This window comes from Paenibacillus chondroitinus NBRC 15376, from assembly GCF_004000765.1.
Classification (GTDB): Bacteria; Bacillota; Bacilli; order Paenibacillales; family NBRC-103111; genus Paenibacillus_E; species Paenibacillus_E chondroitinus.
Window position 1 is genome coordinate 72578 of record NZ_BILW01000015.1, and the last position, 20104, is coordinate 92681.

Annotated in this window: 19 protein-coding genes; 15 read left to right on the top strand and 4 right to left on the bottom strand. The window is 47.7% G+C overall.

Annotated features, from left to right (window positions below; all coding sequences use genetic code 11):
• The first annotated feature begins 2 nt into the window (after nucleotides 1-2).
• The 4 genes from PCH02S_RS17980 (at nucleotide 3) to PCH02S_RS36170 (ending at nucleotide 4828) form a co-directional block, all read left to right on the top strand.
• Nucleotides 3-1289 (top strand): homoserine dehydrogenase, encoded by a 1287-nt coding sequence (locus tag PCH02S_RS17980; RefSeq protein ID WP_127455320.1) that lies wholly within the window; start codon nucleotides 3-5, stop codon nucleotides 1287-1289.
• Nucleotides 1290-1316: 27 nt separating this feature from the next.
• Nucleotides 1317-2294, top strand: coding sequence for a homoserine kinase (gene thrB, locus PCH02S_RS17985; protein WP_127455321.1), 978 nt, complete (start codon nucleotides 1317-1319; stop codon nucleotides 2292-2294).
• On the top strand, nucleotides 2291-3154 hold the full coding sequence (gene pheA, locus PCH02S_RS17990; protein ID WP_127455322.1) for a prephenate dehydratase: 864 nt from the start codon (nucleotides 2291-2293) through the stop codon (nucleotides 3152-3154). The genes thrB and pheA overlap by 4 nt, the downstream gene beginning before the upstream one ends.
• Nucleotides 3155-3343: 189 nt before the next feature.
• Nucleotides 3344-4828 (top strand): LysM peptidoglycan-binding domain-containing protein, encoded by a 1485-nt coding sequence (locus tag PCH02S_RS36170; protein ID WP_176589896.1) that lies wholly within the window; start codon nucleotides 3344-3346, stop codon nucleotides 4826-4828.
• Between the two features lie 72 nt (nucleotides 4829-4900).
• Here PCH02S_RS36170 and sigW read toward each other — a convergent pair whose 3' ends face one another.
• On the bottom strand, nucleotides 4901-5512 hold the full coding sequence (gene sigW / locus PCH02S_RS18000) for an RNA polymerase sigma factor SigW (protein ID WP_127455323.1): 612 nt from the start codon (nucleotides 5510-5512) through the stop codon (nucleotides 4901-4903).
• 517 nt (nucleotides 5513-6029) lie between these two features.
• Here sigW and PCH02S_RS18005 point away from each other — a divergent pair.
• The 8 genes from PCH02S_RS18005 (at nucleotide 6030) to yajC (ending at nucleotide 14372) form a co-directional block, all read left to right on the top strand.
• On the top strand, nucleotides 6030-6695 hold the full coding sequence (locus PCH02S_RS18005; protein ID WP_127455324.1) for a BofC C-terminal domain-containing protein: 666 nt from the start codon (nucleotides 6030-6032) through the stop codon (nucleotides 6693-6695).
• A gap of 118 nt (nucleotides 6696-6813) precedes the next feature.
• Nucleotides 6814-7317, top strand: coding sequence for a crossover junction endodeoxyribonuclease RuvC (gene ruvC, locus PCH02S_RS18010; protein ID WP_127455325.1), 504 nt, complete (start codon nucleotides 6814-6816; stop codon nucleotides 7315-7317).
• Nucleotides 7314-7943: a Holliday junction branch migration protein RuvA gene (gene ruvA / locus PCH02S_RS18015; protein WP_127455326.1), complete on the top strand. Its 630-nt coding sequence runs from the start codon at nucleotides 7314-7316 to the stop codon at nucleotides 7941-7943. Before ruvC ends, ruvA begins: the two co-directional genes overlap by 4 nt.
• A 55-nt stretch (nucleotides 7944-7998) precedes the next feature.
• Nucleotides 7999-9009 (top strand): Holliday junction branch migration DNA helicase RuvB, encoded by a 1011-nt coding sequence (gene ruvB, locus PCH02S_RS18020; RefSeq protein WP_127455327.1) that lies wholly within the window; start codon nucleotides 7999-8001, stop codon nucleotides 9007-9009.
• Between the two features lie 572 nt (nucleotides 9010-9581).
• Nucleotides 9582-11774 carry a SpoIID/LytB domain-containing protein gene (locus PCH02S_RS18025; RefSeq protein ID WP_246069138.1) on the top strand — a complete coding sequence of 731 codons (2193 nt, stop codon included), beginning with the start codon at nucleotides 9582-9584 and terminating at the stop codon, nucleotides 11772-11774.
• A 10-nt stretch (nucleotides 11775-11784) separates the two neighbouring features.
• Entirely contained in the window at nucleotides 11785-12858 is a 1074-nt protein-coding gene (gene queA, locus PCH02S_RS18030) for a tRNA preQ1(34) S-adenosylmethionine ribosyltransferase-isomerase QueA (RefSeq protein WP_127455328.1), read from the top strand.
• Between the two features lie 44 nt (nucleotides 12859-12902).
• A complete protein-coding gene (gene tgt / locus PCH02S_RS18035) occupies nucleotides 12903-14042 on the top strand; it encodes a tRNA guanosine(34) transglycosylase Tgt (RefSeq protein WP_127455329.1) in 1140 nt (379 codons plus the stop codon).
• A 15-nt stretch (nucleotides 14043-14057) separates the two neighbouring features.
• Complete coding sequence (gene yajC / locus PCH02S_RS18040; RefSeq protein ID WP_127455330.1) at nucleotides 14058-14372, top strand: preprotein translocase subunit YajC; 315 nt, start codon at nucleotides 14058-14060, stop codon at nucleotides 14370-14372.
• Between the two features lie 48 nt (nucleotides 14373-14420).
• On the opposite strand, the gene PCH02S_RS18045 is transcribed toward yajC, so the two are convergent.
• The gene (locus tag PCH02S_RS18045; protein ID WP_127455331.1) at nucleotides 14421-15260 is read right to left on the bottom strand and encodes a phosphatase PAP2 family protein; all 840 of its coding nucleotides are present in this window, start codon (nucleotides 15258-15260) and stop codon (nucleotides 14421-14423) included.
• 93 nt (nucleotides 15261-15353) lie between these two features.
• A complete protein-coding gene (locus PCH02S_RS18050; RefSeq protein ID WP_246069148.1) occupies nucleotides 15354-15734 on the bottom strand; it encodes a TIGR04086 family membrane protein in 381 nt (126 codons plus the stop codon).
• Nucleotides 15735-15843: 109 nt separating this feature from the next.
• Between PCH02S_RS18050 and PCH02S_RS18055 the strand changes: the two genes are divergently transcribed.
• Together PCH02S_RS18055 and PCH02S_RS18060 are read left to right on the top strand one after the other, a co-directional pair.
• A complete protein-coding gene (locus PCH02S_RS18055; RefSeq protein ID WP_127455333.1) occupies nucleotides 15844-17184 on the top strand; it encodes an ArsB/NhaD family transporter in 1341 nt (446 codons plus the stop codon).
• Nucleotides 17185-17290: 106 nt separating this feature from the next.
• Entirely contained in the window at nucleotides 17291-17977 is a 687-nt protein-coding gene (locus tag PCH02S_RS18060; RefSeq protein WP_127455334.1) for a DUF421 domain-containing protein, read from the top strand.
• Nucleotide 17978: 1 nt separating this feature from the next.
• On the opposite strand, the gene spoVB is transcribed toward PCH02S_RS18060, so the two are convergent.
• The gene (gene spoVB, locus PCH02S_RS18065) at nucleotides 17979-19544 is read right to left on the bottom strand and encodes a stage V sporulation protein B (protein WP_127455335.1); all 1566 of its coding nucleotides are present in this window, start codon (nucleotides 19542-19544) and stop codon (nucleotides 17979-17981) included.
• Between the two features lie 165 nt (nucleotides 19545-19709).
• Here spoVB and PCH02S_RS36865 point away from each other — a divergent pair, with 165 nt between their 5' ends.
• Entirely contained in the window at nucleotides 19710-20066 is a 357-nt protein-coding gene (locus PCH02S_RS36865) for a post-transcriptional regulator (protein ID WP_127455336.1), read from the top strand.
• The last annotated feature ends 38 nt before the right edge of the window (nucleotides 20067-20104 follow it).

The following is a 20104-nucleotide window of genomic DNA, read 5'->3' on the forward strand; positions in this document are numbered from 1 at the left end:
AAATGAAACCGATCAAGGTAGGATTACTGGGACTAGGCACAGTAGGAACAGGTGTCGTACGTATTATTGAAGGACATCAAGAAGATTTACACCGTCAGACTGGCTCTGCGATCGAAATTGCCAAAATTTTGGTGCAAGATAAATCAAAGCTTCGCAATATTTCCGTAGACGCGGACAAGCTGACGGAAAATGTTTGGGATGTCATCAGCGATAGCGAAATTGATGTCGTTGTTGAAGTAATGGGCGGTGTTTCCGCTACGAAAGATCATATTCTAACGGCTCTGGGCAACGGAAAGCACATTGTGACGGCGAATAAGGATCTCATGGCGATGCATGGCGCTGAAATTTTGGCGAAAGCAGCTGAACACGGCTGTGACGTTTTCTATGAAGCAAGTGTTGCCGGCGGTATTCCGATCATTCGTGCACTCGTAGAGGGCTTCTCTTCTGACCGTATTACGAAGATCATGGGGATTGTTAACGGAACAACGAACTATATTTTAACCAAAATGAGCCAAGAAGGCGCTGCTTACGCGGATGTGCTGAAAGAAGCCCAAGCGCTTGGTTATGCAGAGGCTGACCCGACTTCCGATGTTGAAGGACTTGACGCTGCCCGCAAGATGACGATTCTTTCCACACTTGGCTTCCATGCCAATGTTAGCCTTAGCGATGTTGAAGCAAAAGGAATTTCTAAAGTAACCAAAGAGGACATTCAATACGGCAAGAAATTAGGATACGAAGTGAAGCTGCTTGGTATTGCTGAAAATCATGACGGGCATATCTCCGTAAGTGTTCAGCCTACGATGGTGAAGAGCTCTCACCCGCTTGCTTCCGTAAATGGTGTGTTCAATGCCGTGTACGTGACGGGCGAAGCGGTTGGCGAGACAATGTTCTACGGAGCCGGAGCAGGCGAGCTGCCAACAGCAACATCTGTTGTAGCGGATTTGGTTGCCGTTGTCCAGAACTTGAAGCTTGGTGTGAGTGGACGCAGGGTGCTTGCCCCTTATAAGGAAAAGAAGCTGAAAACAGATGAGCAAATCGCTTGCAAAAACTTCATTCTTTTGCACGTTGAAGATAAAGCTGGCGTGCTTGCCCAAATTACGCAAATTTTTGCTGAGCATGAAGTCAGCTTGGAGTCCGTCTTCCAGCATCCGAACAAGCACAACCCGAAAGCTGAAATTATCATCATTACGCATGACGCCAACCAAGCCAGCATGAAAAATGTGCTGAAGCAGTTTGAATCCATGGACGTTATCCACGCCATCAAAAGCGTCTACCGCGTTGAAGGCTAATCTATTGAAAAGAGGCGCAATTTCGAAATGAGTTATAAGGCAGTGCAAAAGGTAAGAGTGAAAGTGCCGGCAAGTACGGCAAACTTAGGTCCTGGCTTTGACTCACTGGGGATGGCCTTGAACTTATATGCCTGGATTGATCTGGCCATCTCGGAGCAAACCACGATTGATTTGATCGGTGATCAAATGCACGGGATTCCAACGGACAAGACGAATCTCATTTATAAAGTTGCGCAAATGGTATTTCAAGAAGCGGGCGTCTCCCACCCGGAGCTGTCTATCTCAATGTACAGCGATATTCCGCTAACCCGCGGACTGGGCAGCAGCGCGTCGGCGATTGTTGGCGCTCTGGCCGGAGCCAATGCACTGATTGGCAATAAGCTCACAGAATATGAGCTGTTTCAAATAGCAAGCCGCCTGGAGAAGCATCCTGACAATGTAGGAGCGAGCCTTTATGGCGGCATCGTGGTTGCGTTCTGGGACGGAGAGAAGGCGGAATCCATCCGGATCGAGCCGGATCCGAACCTGGAGGTGCTGGTGGCGATTCCAGCCTTCCAATTGGCTACTGAGAAGGCGAGAGGCGTTATGCCGAAGCAGGTAGCCATGAAGGATGCGGTGTTCAACCTCAGCCACTCATCGCTTCTTGTTGCCGCGCTAATCACAGGCAACCTGGGGATGATCCGCCATGCCATGAAGGACGCGCTGCATCAGCCGTACCGCGCGCCTCTTATTCCCGGCATGAAGACGTTGCTCGAGCAAGCCGAGAATCACGGCGCGCTTGGAGTTGCACTAAGCGGAGCAGGGCCAACCATGCTTGCGCTGGTGGACCAGCGAAGCGGCCGCAAGGCGGAGCTGGAAGGTTTTTTGAAAGAGACGCTGGCTAAGGAAGGTATCGAGGCACAGACGTTGTGGTTAAAGCCAAGCCGTGAAGGTGTAACAACGACTGCGCTGCAGGAAAACGACGGGGATCTCCAGTCCTTCGTAGACAAGGAGGTTCATGCATGAAGCGAGTCGCGATTCTTGGACCGAGCACTTTTTCGGAAGAGGCTACCCGCCATTTTTTGGGCGAGGACTTTACCTACGTTTCTTATAAGTTAATTTCCGAAGTCTTCAACGCAACATCGTCCGGTGAAACGGATCTGGGCGTTATCCCAATCGAAAATACACTCGAAGGCTCCGTCCATCTGCATGTGGATTGGCTCGTTCATGAAGTGGATCTTCCGATTCGGGCGGAATGGGTGTTTCCCATCGATATGAATCTTATTGGGTACCCTGCTCCTGAGGGGAGAACGGATGAGTCGAATCCGTTCGGATATATCCGCAAGGTGCTGTCTCATCACGTCGTGCCTGCACAGTGCAGCCGTTTTATGAAGCAATATTTAAGCGGAGCGGAATTTGAACAAGTCAGTTCTACGGCAGAAGGAGTACGGATTGTTTCTTCGCTTCAGGATCCTTCGGTTGCGGCCATCGGAACGGCCATTGCTTCCACGAACTATGGCGTGCCAATGCTGCAAAAAGAAATCCAGGACCACAAAGACAACATGACGCGTTTCCTGCTGGTCGGCAAGGAAGCTTCCGAGTTGAAACCCTCGGAAGACATGAAGACGACGATTCTCGTCACGCTGCCGGAAGATTATCCGGGCGCTCTTCATCAGGTGCTCTCAGCCTTCGCTTGGCGGAGAATCAATCTTTCCAAAATTGAGTCCAAGCCAACGAAGAAAAAATTGGGTACTTATTATTTCTACATTGATATAGCGGGCTCTTTGGACTCCGTTCTGCTCCCGTCGGCGATTCAAGAAATTGAAGCGATTGGGTGTCAGGTTCGCATATTAGGCTGTTATCCTAGCTATCCCTATACGAATTAACTCTAAGTTCCTCCGGCTCTCCAGCGCGGGGGATTTTTTTTGTCCGAGAGGGGCAAAAGCCTAGAAACGTGCATAAGATGTAATATCATTGTGAATATGTAGGTGGCTTAGCTAGCAGGGTTTATGAAAAATTGCTTGTGAATAAGCTTCCAAAGCCAGTTTTTTCAAACGAAAAAAGGAGGTAAGGTGTTGAAAATCCATATTGTCAAAAAGGGAGATACCCTGTACGAACTCGCAAAAAAATATCATAGTACATTGGATCAGATCATTGCATTCAACCCGCAAATTGCAGATCCCAATGTGCTGGACATCGGCATGAAGGTGAAGATCCCTTCCAAACCGAAGCCGGTCGATCCGCCTGCGTCAGAGTTCGTTTACAAGCACATTGTTCAGCAGGGAGACAGCTTATGGAAGCTTGGAAAAGCCTGGGATGTACCTCTACAGGCGATGATTGGGGCTAATCCGCAGCTGAAGAATCCCAACGTACTTATGACAGGGGAAGTTGTCTTTGTTCCCAAAATGCATCATGGAGCTGCGGACACGACGCATCATTCCCCTCCAAAAGCGTCGACGATGCCTTTCGATCATATGCCGGAGGCACAGCCGACGACTCCAAGCGATGCAAGTCCGCCGCCATATATCCCGGCTCCGGAAGAAACGATGCCAGAGGCAATGCAACCAATGCCGATGCCAATGCAACCAATGCAACCAATGCAACCAATGCAACCAATGCAACCAATGCCTACTGTTCCTGCACCAGCCCCAGAGCAGACCTTGATGCCTGAAGTGCCGAGTGGAGAGCCAGAGGAGATTGCGCTGCAAGAACCATACGAGCAGCCAGCCACTCATCCTTTCAAGCAGTTTCATATTACTGCGACGGAAGTATTCGCTTATCCAGAGGGTAATCAGCAAGAAGCAGCGGCGCATCCGGCATTTATGCCGTATCAACAGCAGCCGTGGGAACAAGCGCCTCATCATACTCAAATGCCTACATTCCCTGTGAGCAACGAGGGGTGCGGCTGTGGGGGCCCTGCCATCATGGAGCAGCCATGGATGACAGGACCAGAAGGATCCGCTACTAACCCATTAGGAAATCCATGGGAAGGGCAGCATCATGGCTACCACCACGGCATGCCAGCAATGCCATGGATGCCGAACATGGCAGACATGAACACAATGCCATCAATGCCGAATGTGGCAGACATGAACACAATGCCATGGATGCCGAACATGGCAGACATGAACACGATGCCATGGATGCCGAACATGGCTGACATGAACACAATGCCGTCGATGCCGAATATGCCTTACATGCCTGACTTATATCCGCAAGGATCTCCTTTTGACATGGGGCAGTCCGGGCATAATCCGTTTGCTTTTCAACCGGGTCCATATGGAATCCCTTATGCCGGAGCTCACTATCAAGCGCCTTTCGAGTCGCCTATGATGCCGCAAGTTCATACGCATGAACTTACGAAAGAAACCGACAAAGATGAAGTCGTAGAAATCGATATTCGTACGAACAAGTCAGGGAAAGCCAAACAAAGCGGCGGTGCTTCCAAAAAAGCGAAATTGACCGGAACAGACGCGCTTAATGCCTTCGTAAGACGTCAGCAAAGAGCAGTTTTAGAGTCGCAGGAATCCAGACCCAATGTTCCTTGGATTAATTTCTGAATAACAAAAAAGCCTCCTAAGTCCACAGTCCGTGGATTGGGAGGCTTTTTATTATTTTAGCTGACGGCACCATTATGCAATCATTCCGATGGTGAAGAAGACCATAAGGCCAACGACGAAGTTCATGCCCCATTTCTTGCGGAGCAGCTCCCGACCGCGGTGCAGACGTGTTTTTACCGTAGTAATCGGCAAGTTAAGCTTGGTGCTAATTTCTTGAAGCGATAGCTCTTCCAGGTAATAAAGCGTAATGACGCTTTTATATTTGTCGGCCAACTTATTAATGGAAGTGTGCATGTGATCTTGGATTTCTGTTTGTAGCACAGCGTGCTCCGGCGATTGATCCTGGCTTGCGAGTTTACTGTAATAGCTGTAATCATCGTCATGATCGCTCAGCTCAGCATCCAAGGATTGAACAGGCCGCTTTTTGCGCAACAAATCAATCGCGACATTTTTGCCGATTCGATAAATCCAGGTAGAGAAGTTCTGGCTCTCATCGTAGTGATTCAAATTCAAGTAAACGCGAATAAATGTCTCCTGAACGATATCCTCCGAATCAGGCCTGTTATGAAGCATGCGGAATGCAAGCTTTTGTATTTTATTCCGGTATAACTCGACTAATTCAACGAAAGCATTGCGATCGCCTCGTCTGGATAATTGAATTAATTGAAGTTCTGCAACATTCATGGTGTTTCCCCTCCTTAGCGTTTTCGTAAGAAAACTGTCTTCGAAAGATCAAGCTTAGCACATTTTCTTGAAGAAAATCGGCTGGCAGCCTTTTCAGATATATATCGTTTTTCATGAATAAGTATGAGAATATTTCATCTACTTCTGACTATATCATTTCTGTGGCAACAGTCAAATTTTATAGTTATTTTATACTCAGAACATTCCCATTATTTGCCGAATTTATGGATGTTTGGTTACTTTTCATGTCAGTGGTCGGAAATGAGGCTGAAGTTGAGCGAGGTGTAGGCACGCCTTTTTCAATTTTAAGTACTTCATTCCAAATAGCAACGGCTCCCCATAATAGGACAACTCCAATAATCAGGAGTGTTGTACGCTTGATTCGTCTTTTACCTTTCATGATAGAGCTTCACCGTCCGTCTTGATTGGTTTGATGCTACTCTCCCTATGGTAAATGATGTATAGCGTCTCATGCAAATGGAAACAATACGAAAAAAGAGAATAGAAGGGGATACCAGTGAATGTACAACGTTTTTTGAAGCATTGGAAAAGAAGGCTGCGCTGGAAACGCAGTTGGTTGACATTAGGGATGATCTTCCTTGTAGGTTCGGTTTGTTGGATTGGCTACGCAACAGATGGTTTTTCAGGTGCAGACCATTCTTCGACTCAAGCTGCGATGGCACAATTAACGCCGGAAGACGATGAGCGTCTGAAAGAAGCGGAAGCAACGCTGAAGCGGATTACCGATACAAGAGAAAGTTACTTGCTTAAGTCTTACGTTTGCGGTGAAGAGAAGAGCACACTCGGTCAGCAAACCTCAGAGCAGCTGCTTGATATGCAAATGAAACATCCGAACTGGCTGCTGAGTGTCAGTCCTAGCGGAGAGATCACATTTACCGAGAACATTGAAGATTTGTCTCCGGCTTGCAAAGAGAAAGCGGTATTCGGCATCGACGGCAGCAGCAATCTCTCGTTGTTTAACGGCACTCCTGCCAAAGATAACGTCATACGGACATTTTTCCAATTAAACATCAAGCATTTGGAAAGCAGCCTCCCCCCGGATACGGTGGAAAAGCTGCGCGAGGGCATTCGCATCTCTGATATGGAGGAGTATAATAGCGTATTATCAACATTCAGCGATTATGCCGTGGAAGAAACAGAAAAAGCGATGACAAGACCATAATGGAGCAAAAAAGTGAGGTAGATAAGGGGAAATCCCGAGTCTATCTCTTTTTTTTGTTATCTGCTATAATGAGAAATGACTACATATGTTCGCTTTTTTTAGATGGGAGAGAAATGCCGTGCGTATTCTGGGGATTGATCCGGGGATCGCGATTGTAGGTTTTGGCTTTATTGATAAAATTGGCAGCAAGCTTGTTCCTGTGCAATATGGTTCAATTCAGACGGAAGCACATACCGATCCGGGTCTGAGACTGAAGGATGTCTACGACGCTACAACGCAATTGATAGAAAAGTATAAACCGGACGCAATGTCCATAGAGAAGCTTTTTTTTAACCGAAATGTAACGACGGCATTTACCGTAGGCCAAGCACGTGGTGTCATGATTCTAGCGGGTGTTCAGGCAGGTCTGCCCATAGCGGAATATACGCCTCTTCAAGTCAAACAATCCGTTGTCGGCTACGGGAATGCGGAGAAGAAGCAAGTCCAGGAAATGGTCAAAATATTACTCAAACTATCGCAGGTGCCTAAGCCTGATGATGTAGCTGATGCTCTGGCGATTGCTATTTGCCATGCACATTCTTCTGCTTTGCAATCTAGAATAAATGAGGTCAGAAAAAGATGATAGATTTCTTACGAGGAAAAGTGGCGCTGCGCGAGAGCGAGTATGCTGTGCTGGATGTGAACGGCGTAGGTTATCGAGTATTTTGTCCTAATCCCTATGCGCTTTCGCATAAGGATAATGAAGAAGTGACGATGTTCATTCACTATCACGTGAGGGAAGACGCTCATTTGCTATTCGGTTTTGTCTCGCGAGATGAGCAGGCTTTATTTCGTTTGCTGCTGGATGTGACGGGGATTGGACCTAAAGTGGCTTTGGGTATCCTTGCGGCAGGTGGAAGACCAGAAGCTGTTATTTTGGCAATTAGCCAAGAAAATTTGGCTTTCCTGACGAAGCTGCCAGGCATCGGCAAAAAGACGGCGCAGCGGATTATTTTGGACCTTAAGGACAAATTAGGTTCAGTGACGTTCTCGAGTCCTGAAGCTGCTGTTGCTTTAAGCGTTGTGGGTTCAGCCCAGATAACGGAGGGCGGCCAAGTTTGGACGGAAGCGAAAGAGGCTCTGATGACGCTTGGTTACACGGAAGCGGAAGTGGACCGCGCATGGCTGCAAGTGAAGCCCAAAGCAAATCCTTCGGATTCTACAGATGTTTTGATGAAGCTTGCCCTGCAAGCCTTGTATACGATGTAGCAAGTATTAGCCAATGAAGAAAGCTTTCCTAGGGAAAGCTCGTAGGAGGATCACCATGGATAATGACCGGATTATATCGGCTAATTTGATGATGGAGGACAACGTCATAGAGTACAGTCTGCGTCCCCGTTATTTGGCTGAATATATCGGCCAGAAGCAGGCTAAGGAGAACCTCAAGATTTATATCGAAGCCGCCAAAATGCGCAAGGAAGCGCTGGATCATGTGCTGCTTTATGGACCGCCGGGGCTCGGGAAGACGACCCTGTCCAATATCATCGCCAACGAGCTTGGCGTGAACATTCGAACAACCTCCGGCCCCGCCATTGAGCGGCCGGGCGATTTGGCTGCCATCCTGACGAACCTGCAGGAGGGCGACGTGCTGTTCATCGACGAAATTCACCGTCTCCACCGTACGGTGGAAGAGGTGTTATATCCGGCGATGGAGGATTTTGCCCTTGATATTATCATCGGCAAGGGGCCGAGCGCTCGCTCGGTGCGGTTGGACTTGCCGGCGTTTACGCTGGTCGGCGCGACGACGCGCGTCGGTTTGTTGTCTGCGCCGCTGCGCGACCGTTTCGGAGTCGTCAGCCGGCTGGAGTTTTATACGGTGGAGGAGCTCACCTACATCGTCTCCCGGACGGCCGACATCCTGCAGGTCGGCATCGTCGGTGAAGCCGCGCGCGAAATCGGCATGCGCTCGCGTGGCACACCGCGTATCGCGAACCGCTTGCTGAAGCGGGTTCGCGACTTCGCGCAGGTGAAGGGCGATGGCATCATCACGCTGGACATCGCCAAGGAGGCGCTGAAGCGCATCCAGATCGATGACCTGGGTCTGGATGAGATCGACCATAAGATGCTGAGGGCGATCATCCAGAGCTTCCAGGGAGGCCCTGTGGGGCTGGAGACGATCGCTGCCACCATCGGTGAAGAGAGTCAGACGATCGAAGACGTCTACGAGCCGTATTTGCTGCAAATTGGATTTTTGCAGCGTACGCCGAGAGGGCGAATCGTTACGCCGCAGGCGTACCATCATTTGGGCTTGCCGGTGCCGGAACAGCGGTCATGAGGAACTTGAGAGGGAGCCGGGAGGCTCCCTCTCAAGTTCCTTGTTGCTGCCGTGACGTGTCCTCGTCTTCGAGTTTACATCTGGGCCAGGCACTCGTTTACTACCAGCTTGCACTCCTGAGCCTTAACTCCTTACTTCCTCCAACCTGCACACCTGAGCTAGTCACTCATTCTACTTCCAGTTTCTATGCTTGCACCGCTCGCTCGTCCAATTTCAGCCTCTATTCCCACTTGTGAGCACAAACCGCCCGGCTAACGGACTGAGATGCCCCTATTTGCGACTTTTGGCGCAAAATTAACATCTAACGGACTCAGGAGCCGTTATTGAGCATGAAAATGCTCAAAACAGCAACAAAGTCCGTGAATAACGTCTCCTCGGTCCGTTAGCCCCTCAAATCCCGCCGAATTCGCCCAAATAACTGCTCCTGAGTCCGCTACGAAAAGAAGCTGCACGAGCGACACCTGAGCAGCAACCGAAGGGTTTACCATTTTATTCTACTAAAAAACAAAACTTCTGCGCTTTGCCAGAGTCTAACATAGTAGAATGCTGCAAAAGAAAGGAAATATTGTCGAATGAAACGAACAAAAAAGCTGTTAGCCCCCAGAACACTAGCTTTGATAACGACGGCTGCTTTAACGTTTGGAACAGTTCCAGTGTTGACGTTCCCTGCACATGCAGCGGGAATATCGCATTTGGATGAAGTACGTGTTGCCTTATTCATAGATTCTGCCAAATATAAATTAATAGAACCGGTCACGACACTCAGCTCGACTGGCGGGATGGATATCAGTGTGCGCAGTTCAGCCAGTGCCGCCGAACAGCTCTGGCTTACTCTACAAGACAGCACCATCCGCATGTCTTTGGATCAGTACAGTGTCATGATGCTGGAAACGACGGACTTCGCTGCAGCTAAAGGATTAAGTACGAAGCTCGCCACCATGTCAGCGGATGGTTACGTGTTAAGCCGGGTGAAACAAGGGAAAACGGTGTTTCAGGTATTTTACGGCAGCTTCCCTTCGATGGAAGCGGCAGAAAGCGCTTCAGCCCAAGCGCTAAAAGATGTGACAGTGGCTTCGTTCACGAAGCAAGCCCCTCCTGCAGTGACAGGGCCGCTCCATTTAAGCGCGGGTACGTTTGCGTCAGAGGCTGCTGCTTTGCAGCAAGCGGCTGTTTATGCTGGAGCTGGAATTCAAGCGGATGTGGCCTTGCAAGATGATGCCACAGGTAAGCCGGCATATAGTGTTTGGATTGGCAACGAAGCGAGTCCTGCTAAGTTAGAAACGGTAAAACAGGCCGCTATGCGTGCGGTTCCTGCGATTCCTTTGCAAACCGCCAATACGAAGGCGTCCTATCTTATTCGCAAATCAGACGTAACCGCGTCGACGAATGGAACTACACCTGTTCCGCATTTCGCTGCAGGAGTTGGTCAGCAAAAAACGTTGGTTCACTCCAAAGGTGAAGCAATAACTGTAAAAGAAAAAGCAGACCGCAAATATCGTGGCGACATGGAAATCAGTACATACCAGAATAAATTGGCATTGGTGAACGAAGTGCCGATGGAGTCCTACTTATATGGCGTATTAGGCGCGGAACTTGGCTCCGGATGGCCAGCAGAGGCATTGAAGGCTCAAGCGGTCGCGGCCCGCACATTTGCCATTAAACAGGGAAATAAATACGAAATCGCTCAAGTGACGGATACGACGTTAGATCAAGCTTATTACGGCATGCAAAAAGAGTTCCCGGCAGGCAATCAAGCGGTTGATGCCACGAAAGATGAAGTCATTTCGGATAAAAGCGGATTGATTTCTCCTGTGTTCTCATCGAATTCCGGTGGGAAAACCGCAGATCCATCCGAGGTTTGGGGAAATCCTGTGGGATATTTGCGCAGCGTGGCCAGCCCTGATCAAGGAGCGGAAAATGGCAAAGCAACATGGTACCGCATTCAATTGACGGATGGCCGTCTGGGCTATGTCTCCGCGGAATACTTGAAGGATAGTGGCCAGAAAGACAAGAACGGAACTCCTTACTACGAGTCTACCGAGCAAAACGTCAATGTCCGTTTGGCGCCGTACGTGGACAATACAGCGAATCCCTCCATTGATCAGCTTGCAGCTAAAGAAAAAGTACTCGTCATCGGGCAGGAAAAAGAGTCTAATGCCTACTCCTGGATGAGAGGCCCTTATACGCCGAGTGAGATGAAAAGCAAATTAACAGCGGCAGGGGTACAGATCAACGGTGAACTAACATCCCTGGAGGTATCTGCACGCGGCCCATCTGGAAGGGTTACAGAGCTTAAAGCAAATGGCGTTGTAGTGAAAGTGCCTTATCCTGACGCGCTGCGAAGTGTGCTTGGCGGCTTGCCCAGCACCCTGTTTGAAATTGAAGGAGCAGGAAGTTATACTGGTAGTACCCCGCAAGGAGCGAATCTGGTGATCGTGGGGGGCGGAAGTGCCGGGACGGGCACGACAAGCGCTGACTCCGTTTACGTGCTTTCCGGTAATCAATCCCAGCCTACCTCGCTCAAGAAAACGGATTTGACCGCATTAGGCACCACAGGGTTGGCTAAACCAACGGATTCAGTTGGAACCCCAAACACACCTTCGGTAACACCAACGCAGGGCAAACAATTCGTATTCCGCGGCACAGGATATGGCCATGGATTAGGAATGTCCCAATGGGGAGCAAGAGGTTTTGCTGAACAAGGCTATGATTATAAAAAAATACTTCAGACATATTATACTGGAGTCAACATAACTAAGGAATGAATACACACTCATGGATGTACAAGCATTTGACTTTGAATTACCTGAATCATTGATTGCCCAGACGCCGCTGCTTAATCGCACGGCGTCTAGATTGCTTACGCTGAATAAACAGACCGGAGCAATTGGTCATCAGACTTTTGAACAACTGATTGATTATCTGGAAGCCGGGGACTTGCTCGTGATGAATGATACACGAGTCATTCCAGCACGGCTCTTTGGCATGAAGAAAGACACGGGAGCTAAAGTTGAATTATTGCTCTTGAAACAACTCGGTGAGGACCGTTGGGAGGCCCTGGTAAAGCCCGGGAAGCGCATGCAGCTGGGGGCTGTGGCCGTTTTTGGGGTGAACCAGGAGGAAGAGCCTCTGCTGACGGCGGAAGTCGTTGAAGTTGGAGAGATGGGAGCACGCGTGCTTCAATTCAGCTATAAGGGCATTTTTAATGAAATTTTGGATCGATTAGGGGAGATGCCCCTGCCTCCTTATATTAAGGAACAGCTGCCGGAGAGGGAACGCTATCAAACCGTGTATGCGAAACACGAGGGCTCGGCCGCGGCTCCAACAGCAGGACTTCATTTCACGGAGGCTTACTTGGAGAAGCTGCAAGCGAAGGGGGTTCGTCTTGCGTTCGTCACGCTGCATGTGGGATTAGGCACATTCCGTCCTGTGTCCGTAGACACCATTGAAGAGCATCAAATGCACGCGGAGTATTACGTGCTTTCCGCTGAAACCGCAGCGGCGATCAATGAAACCAAAGCGAACGGGAAACGTGTTGTTGCTGTAGGAACAACATCTGCCCGAACGCTGGAAACCGCCGCAGGTATCAGTCGTGAGCAAGGAGGAGAGGAAGATGGGAAGCCATTAGTTATCCAACCTTCGCAGGGATGGACGAGTATTTTTATTTATCCGGGATATACCTTTGGGGTCGTGGATGCTCTGTTAACGAATTTCCATTTGCCGAAATCAACCCTGCTCATGCTGATTAGCGCTCTGGCTGGAAGGACGTATATCATGCAAGCGTACGAAGAGGCTGTCCGAGAAGAGTATCGCTTTTTTAGCTTTGGAGACGCAATGCTTATTTACTAATAGAAACAAAGACTAGAGGAAGCTTAGAATAGGAAGTGGATGTAATGGCAGCAGCAGTAACGTACGAACCGATCAAAACTTGTAAACAATCCGGCGCCCGCTTGGGTCGGGTTCACACCCCGCATGGCGTCATTGAAACGCCGGCTTTCATGCCGGTTGGCACGCAGGCTACGGTAAAAACGATGAGCCCGGAAGAGTTGAAAACGATGGATGCTCAAATTATTTTGAGCAATACGTATCATCTATTCATTCGTCCTGGACATGAGATCGTGAAATCCGCAGGCGGATTGCACAAATTCATGAACTGGGATCGCCCTATTTTAACGGATAGCGGTGGGTTCCAAGTGTTTAGCCTGAGCAACATGCGCAAAATTACCGAAGAGGGCGTTACGTTTAAATCCCATTTGAATGGTGACAAGCTGTTTCTCTCGCCGGAAGTAGCCATGGAAATCCAAAACGCGCTTGGTTCCGATATTATGATGGCCTTCGATGAATGCCCTCCGTTCCCGGCAGAGTACGATTATGTGAAGAAATCATTGGAACGAACGACACGCTGGGCCGAGCGCTGCCTGAAAAGTCACAGCCGGCCGGAAGACCAAGGTTTATTCGCCATTATCCAAGGCGGGATGCATGAGGACCTGCGCAGAATGAGCGCGGAGCAGTTGACTTCCATGGATTTCCCGGGGTATGCTATTGGTGGATTGAGCGTTGGAGAGCCTAAGCATTTGATGTATGAAGTGCTTGATTATACAGCACCGTTGATGCCGGCGAACAAACCGCGTTATCTGATGGGTGTGGGTTCACCCGATGCCTTGATTGAAGGCGCTATCCGCGGGATCGACATGTTCGACTGCGTACTGCCTACAAGGATCGCCCGAAATGGGACTTGCATGACAAGCGAAGGCCGTCTTGTGATTCGGAATGCGAAGCATGCAACGGATTTTGGCCCACTGGATCCCAAATGTTCATGTTATACTTGCACAAATTACAGCAGAGCATATATTCGTCATTTAATTAAAGCGGATGAAACCTTTGGAATCAGATTGACAACGATTCATAACCTTCACTTTCTGCTACAGCTTATGCGCGATGTCAGAGGGGCCATTATGGAAGATCGCTTGCTCGATTTCCGTGATGAATTCTTTGCCTCCTATGGGCTGAATGATAATGAAAGAGGATTTTAAGAAAGGAGGATACCTATGTTTCTATTGGCTGAAACTACAACTGCGAATACTGGCGCGGTAGGATATTTGTATACATACGGGCCGTTAGTGCTCATGTTCGTGGTTCTCTATTTCTTACTTATTCGTCCACAGCAAAAAAGACAGAAAACACGCAATCAAATGCTCGGCTCTTTGAAAAAAGGAGATAAGGTCGTTACGATTGGCGGTCTTCACGGCACGATAATGGAGATCACTGACGATACTTGTGTGCTTCGTGTCAACGATGCAACGAAAATGACTTTTGATCGTTCTGCCATCAATGCTGTTTCACAAACAACAGCAAAGGAATAAAATAAAAAAGCGAGAACCTTCATCAGGCTCTCGCTTTTTGTTTGGCTTTTAAAGCTCATTATTTTTGAAAGATCGTTTAAGCAGTGCTTGCTCGCCAAGAACCAGGCGTCCTTCGGAAATGCGCAGTCCCAATCTTGCGGCTACAACACCTAGCACGACACCGGCACACATATCGGATAACCAGTGGATACCCAGATAGAATATCGTGAAAATGATAAAAGCTGAGGAAATCGGAACAAAAATTTTCCAGAACGTATTGCGGCTCTTTACAGCAATGACGGCCATCGATACGGAGATCGACGTATGCAGGCTAGGAAAGCAATTATCCAAACCTGACAGCGGGCGGTAGTCCTGCTCGAAGGTTGGGAACACATCGAGAATAAGCAGCTTAACATTGGGATGAAACGACCAGACTTCGTTAACTGGAAAGAACAGATAAAACGGAATGGCTATCATATAGTTGAACATGAGCGCGTAACAAATCGCGTAAAATAGTTTGTGATTTTTCTGAAATGTATATAGGGCAATGGATGCAATCATGACGGACGGAAAGATCACGACATAGAAGTAACTGCTGATCACGGTCAATATATCATTGTGGAAGAAATGTTGGATCGCAGAGACAAAGTTTCCTTCTATGCTATAGATGGATTTGGTAAAATCAGCTTTATAGTCAATTCGTTTCTCGACCCACATCTCAAGTTTATTGAAAAAAAGGATTGTGATGAGTGCTGCGAAGTGGATTAAATACTTGCGGGATGTAAATATTTCTTGAACGAAGCTTCCAGCGATAACGAACGGATTTTTGCGTGTTGCGGCAATTAGAAAGACGATGACAGTAATTACTATATAGACCGTCGCATGTGTCATAGACTGAAACGGGCTCATGGTGTTTTCCCCCTAATATTGGAAATTATTGCGAATATAACTATGATAGTATACCACAATCAAAGGGGGATAGTGAATTTTCACGGAAACGTCTTATTTCGTCGTGTTTACGCCAAGGATTCCTCCTAGTGCTCCTGCTGCAAATAAAGTACCGAGCAATTGCAGAGATTGAAGATTCAATCCCGCGTCAAAAGCTAGAAAGCCAACCAAGAAAATAAGGATAAAATAGACGAATCCGACGAGTCCCCCGTGGTACCAGCCGCGGTTACCGGCTCTTTTGCCTGAAACCCAGCCTCCAATAAACAGTGCTGCAGCATGGATAATCGTAGTTAACGTATGCAAGGAACTCTCTTGTGTGCTAGTCAGCAGCAAAAATAATGATGTTACTATTGTCCCAATTGTCATCATGCTTAATGAATAGGCAAGTCCGGAAAATAAAGGTGATGTTATTCGAACCTGACTGACCGTTTTCATGGGGTTCACAGGCACCAATCCTTTCTTATATTCGTTCTTTTCATTATCATCATTGTATGGCCAAGCACATAGAATTAGTACAGACTGTTCAAAGGGAAGGTGAATAATTATGACGGAATTTTCTCAAGGACCCGCTCTGTGGCAGGCTATTGCAGCTCTTATTATTTTTGTTGCCGCTTATATTTGTATCTTGATTGAGAAGTGGGACCGTATGTATACAGCGCTTGGAGGAGCTATCCTGATGCTTCTGCTGGGCATTGTTCCAATTGGAAAGGCGCTTACAACATACGCTAATTGGCATGTTCTTTTATTTCTTGTTAGTTTATTCGTGATTGCCGGTCTATTTCAGAAAACAGGACTTATCGCATTCGCCGCAAGCAAAATCATACGCGTGTTTCGGTTACAGCCTTTTACGATATTAATAGGTTTGTCGGTACTGGCCGCTGTAAGTTCTGCCTTATTAAACGCTTTGCTCGCCATTGCTGTTATCGTTCCGATCCTGCTCAAAACGACGAAGATGATGAAACTGTCGCCTGTACCTTTTTTGATTTCTGTCTTGTTATCGGCGAATCTCGGTGGAGCAGCAACGCTTATGGGCAATTGGTCCAATAGGTTGATAGGTGCAGCTGAGCACATAACAACAGGGGAGATGCTGATCAAAATCGGACCGCTAGTTATTCTCATGTTGGCCATCGTCTATCTAACAATGTGGTTTCTCTATGGAAGGAAGATGATTATTCCGGAAACGTACAAGCGGGAGGTGCTCAGTTTGCAGCCCGAAACATACTTAACGGAAGATCGCGTCCAATTTATCGGTGGCAGCGCCATTGCCGGGGCAACGCTGCTTGCTTTTTTACTGCAAGGTATTTTGGGGTGGCAAGCCTCCTATATTGCTGCAGGCGGAGCCATAGCGCTAATCGCGCTTAACTATCAGGACCTCATTCAGCTTTTCAAAAAGAGAGACTACCGTTCATTCTGGAGTGGGGTACTAGAAACACAAGGGTTGTTTGTTCTAGGATTGTTTATTATGGTTGGCGGATTAACGTATGCCGGAATATCGGGATTCATCGCTGTTAGAGGGTTGGAATTGAGCCAAGGCTCCATGTCATTTTTATCCATGCTTTTGTTATGGTTAACGGGGTTTGGTTCATCTGTTGTGGATTATGTGCCATATACTGCGGCGATGATTCCTGTGGTAGACCATATAGGAACAGAAATGAAGAGTTTTTCTCAAGCATCCATACAACCTCTGTGGTGGTCCATCATTATCGGAACCGCGATTGGAAGCGGGGTTACACTCTTCGGTTCGATTTCGAGCATGTATGCGGCAGCACTCGCGGAGCAAGAAGGAGGAGGGCTTAATCCCCGTAATTATTTCATGATTGCAGGGCCGATCTCGTTGGTTTTATTCATCGTGGCAACGATCTATTTCAAGTTATTTCTGTTGTAATTCCCAACAATTGAATACGTAAAATCTGCATGACGAAGTGCATGAGCGGTCAGAATACCAGTGAACTCCGAGAACAAGCAAGAAGCTTAGATCAGGGAGGCTATCGATGGATATTCTGACCATTTTTTTACGTACCGTGCTGATCTACTTTGTCGTTTTTCTAATGCTCCGTCTGATGGGGAAGCGGGAAATCGGGAAGTTATCGCTGTTTGATCTGGTTATTTCGATTATGATTGCCGAGATTGCCGTGTTCGTGCTTGAAGATGTAAAGAAGCCAATCATGGATGGGATTGTCCCGATGGCGACACTGGTGCTGATCCAAATCATCATCGCCTATGTCACATTAAAAAATAGAAATCTCCGGATTCTATTTGACGGGAAACCTAGCGTGATCATCAAACAAGGATTGATCGACCGTGAAGAAATGAGGAAACACCGTTACAACCTGGATGACTTAATGCAGCAGCTCAGGCAAAATAAGATCATGAATGTCGCAGACGTGGAGTTTGCCGTTCTTGAGCCCTCGGGGAAGTTAAGCGTAGTGGAGAAAAGCTTGAAAGCGAAAGAGACAGCGATTGACGAACAAGGCCTGAAAGGCACGATTCGATATGAGGGTTTACCGCTGCCTCTCATTATGGACGGCAAAGTACAGGACGATAATTTAGAGAAAATAGGCAAAACGAGATTCTGGCTAAAAAACCAGCTTCAATTCAAGGGAGCGCGCGATTTCAAAGAAGTGTTTTACTGCTCCATTGACCACAGAGGCAGAATGTTTCTTGACCGCAAAAGATAGATTAGCGGATAATTTTTTTGCCCATGTTCAGAACCCGGGTCAGGTCCTTTAAACGAATCAATCGGAAAACCGTAATCGAAAATAAATAAACAATAAACCCTACGAAAGTCGCAGATACAAAACGGAGCCATTCAACGGAAGTCCATGGCATGTACATGATGAAGTAACAACATAGACCTGAGAGGACCATAGCCGCTCCAATTTTGCCGAAATCACTGCCCTCCATACGAAACTTCAACAAACGCACAACGCTGTTCCAATGCAGGAGCGTAACCAGCACAATGTTTACATTGATCGCAAAAACAGCTCCTTGAATGCCGAGTTCAGGTTTGCTGGCCAGCCAATAAATGAGGATCAGCTTGACGGTAGAGCCTATCAAGGTATTGATCAAAGCGGATCCGGGTTTGTTCAAAGCTTGCAAAGTCGACTGCAGGGGTGCCTGGAAATAGATGAATATGGCTATGGGAGCCATCATTTTGAGCATGATACCGACATCGGGTTGATTGTACATATACCTGCAGATGGGTTCGGCCAGGACGAACATGATGACAGCAAAAGGAGCACCCGTGACTAAAGCCAGCCTTAAGGATTGGTGAAGGCGTGCATGGATCGTTTTCATATCTTTGCGAGCAGCAGCTTCACTTAAGGATGGAATCAACGAGACCGATAAAGACATCGTCAGTGCGCTTGGAAGCAGAATGATAGGGATAATCATGCCTTGCAGCGCACCATACTGCGCTGTTGCCAGAGAAGTGGCAATGCCTGCAATGGCTAGACTTTGCGCAATGAGAATAGATTCGAATAAATAAGAGCTTGCCCCAATTAACTTGCTGCCCGTAATCGGAATGGAAATGCGTAATATCCGCCGTAAGTTAGCCAATCGGCCATTCGTTTTCGTCGTACCGATCTGAGCGACAGGAAGTTTCGGTGATGATTTCTTATCGTACCTGAAATGGATGGCCAGAACGGCTAGACCGCCAATCTCACCGGCAAGAACGCCTACCATGGCGCCGGCGGCGGCATATTCGATCCCATATGGAATCATGACATACGAGCAGACAAGCACCATTACAATGCGAATCAGCGTTTCCATGATCTGTGACGTGGCCGTGGGAATCATATTCTGTCTGCCTTGAAAGTATCCGCGGTAAACAGCGGAAACCCCGATGATCGGGATCATTGGACTCATGCACAAGAAGGTGTAATAAACACGTGAATCGGTTAACAAATGGGAGGTGATCCAAGAGGCTCCTGCGACGCAAGCAATGGTGAATAGGATGCTCAAGCCAATTGTGATCATTAAAGAAATTCGAAGAATGCTGCGAATTCTCGATTCATTATGTTCGGCTTCAGCCTCGGCAATCAGTTTGGCAATGGCAATAGGTATACCTCCCGTTATGATCGTCAAGATGACGGAAAGGAAAGGCCAACCCATTTGATAAAGGCCAATGCCTTCTGCGCCGATGACACGCGGTAAAGTTATTCTAGGGATGAAGCCGAGAATACGGTTCAAAATGCCCGCGGCCAAAAGAATCATCGTGCCCCTGATAAATGACTGCTTGGTCATGCCATACCCTCTTCCGATACTTGTCTTACCTTATGGATATGCGAGAGTTGGTCAGGCTCATGCTAACATTTTATGGACAGGTTAAAGCAAGCAGGAAATTGGGGTGTGAATATCGAATAACATGTCAAGTTAACTCTGATAAACTGACCTTAGGAGGATCTCTCTATGAATGGAGAAGATAATGATCAAGTTCCTCATCATCCTGAGGACGAGGCAAACGCACAGATAGAGGAAGGCGAGTCAGCCCCCCATAATGCGGATAAGGAAGAAGCGGAAGTTGCACTTTCCGATTATGAACTGAGTGAACTCATCGAGAACCTCTGTTTGAGCAAAGTGGAGGAGTTTGTGCTGCTTGGCTATGAACATGTCACTGGAAAAGAGATCTGGGATTGTGTGAGTGACAAATACCGTAAAACGGGTGTCCCTTCTCTTCATCAAATCGTGAATGACATCTTATCATTGAAATCGACACAGTTTATGAACTGGCTGACGATAAGCATGTATAGAGGGGCCCAATTCTAAGAATAGGGCTTATTTTTTCATGTAACGACTTAAATTGA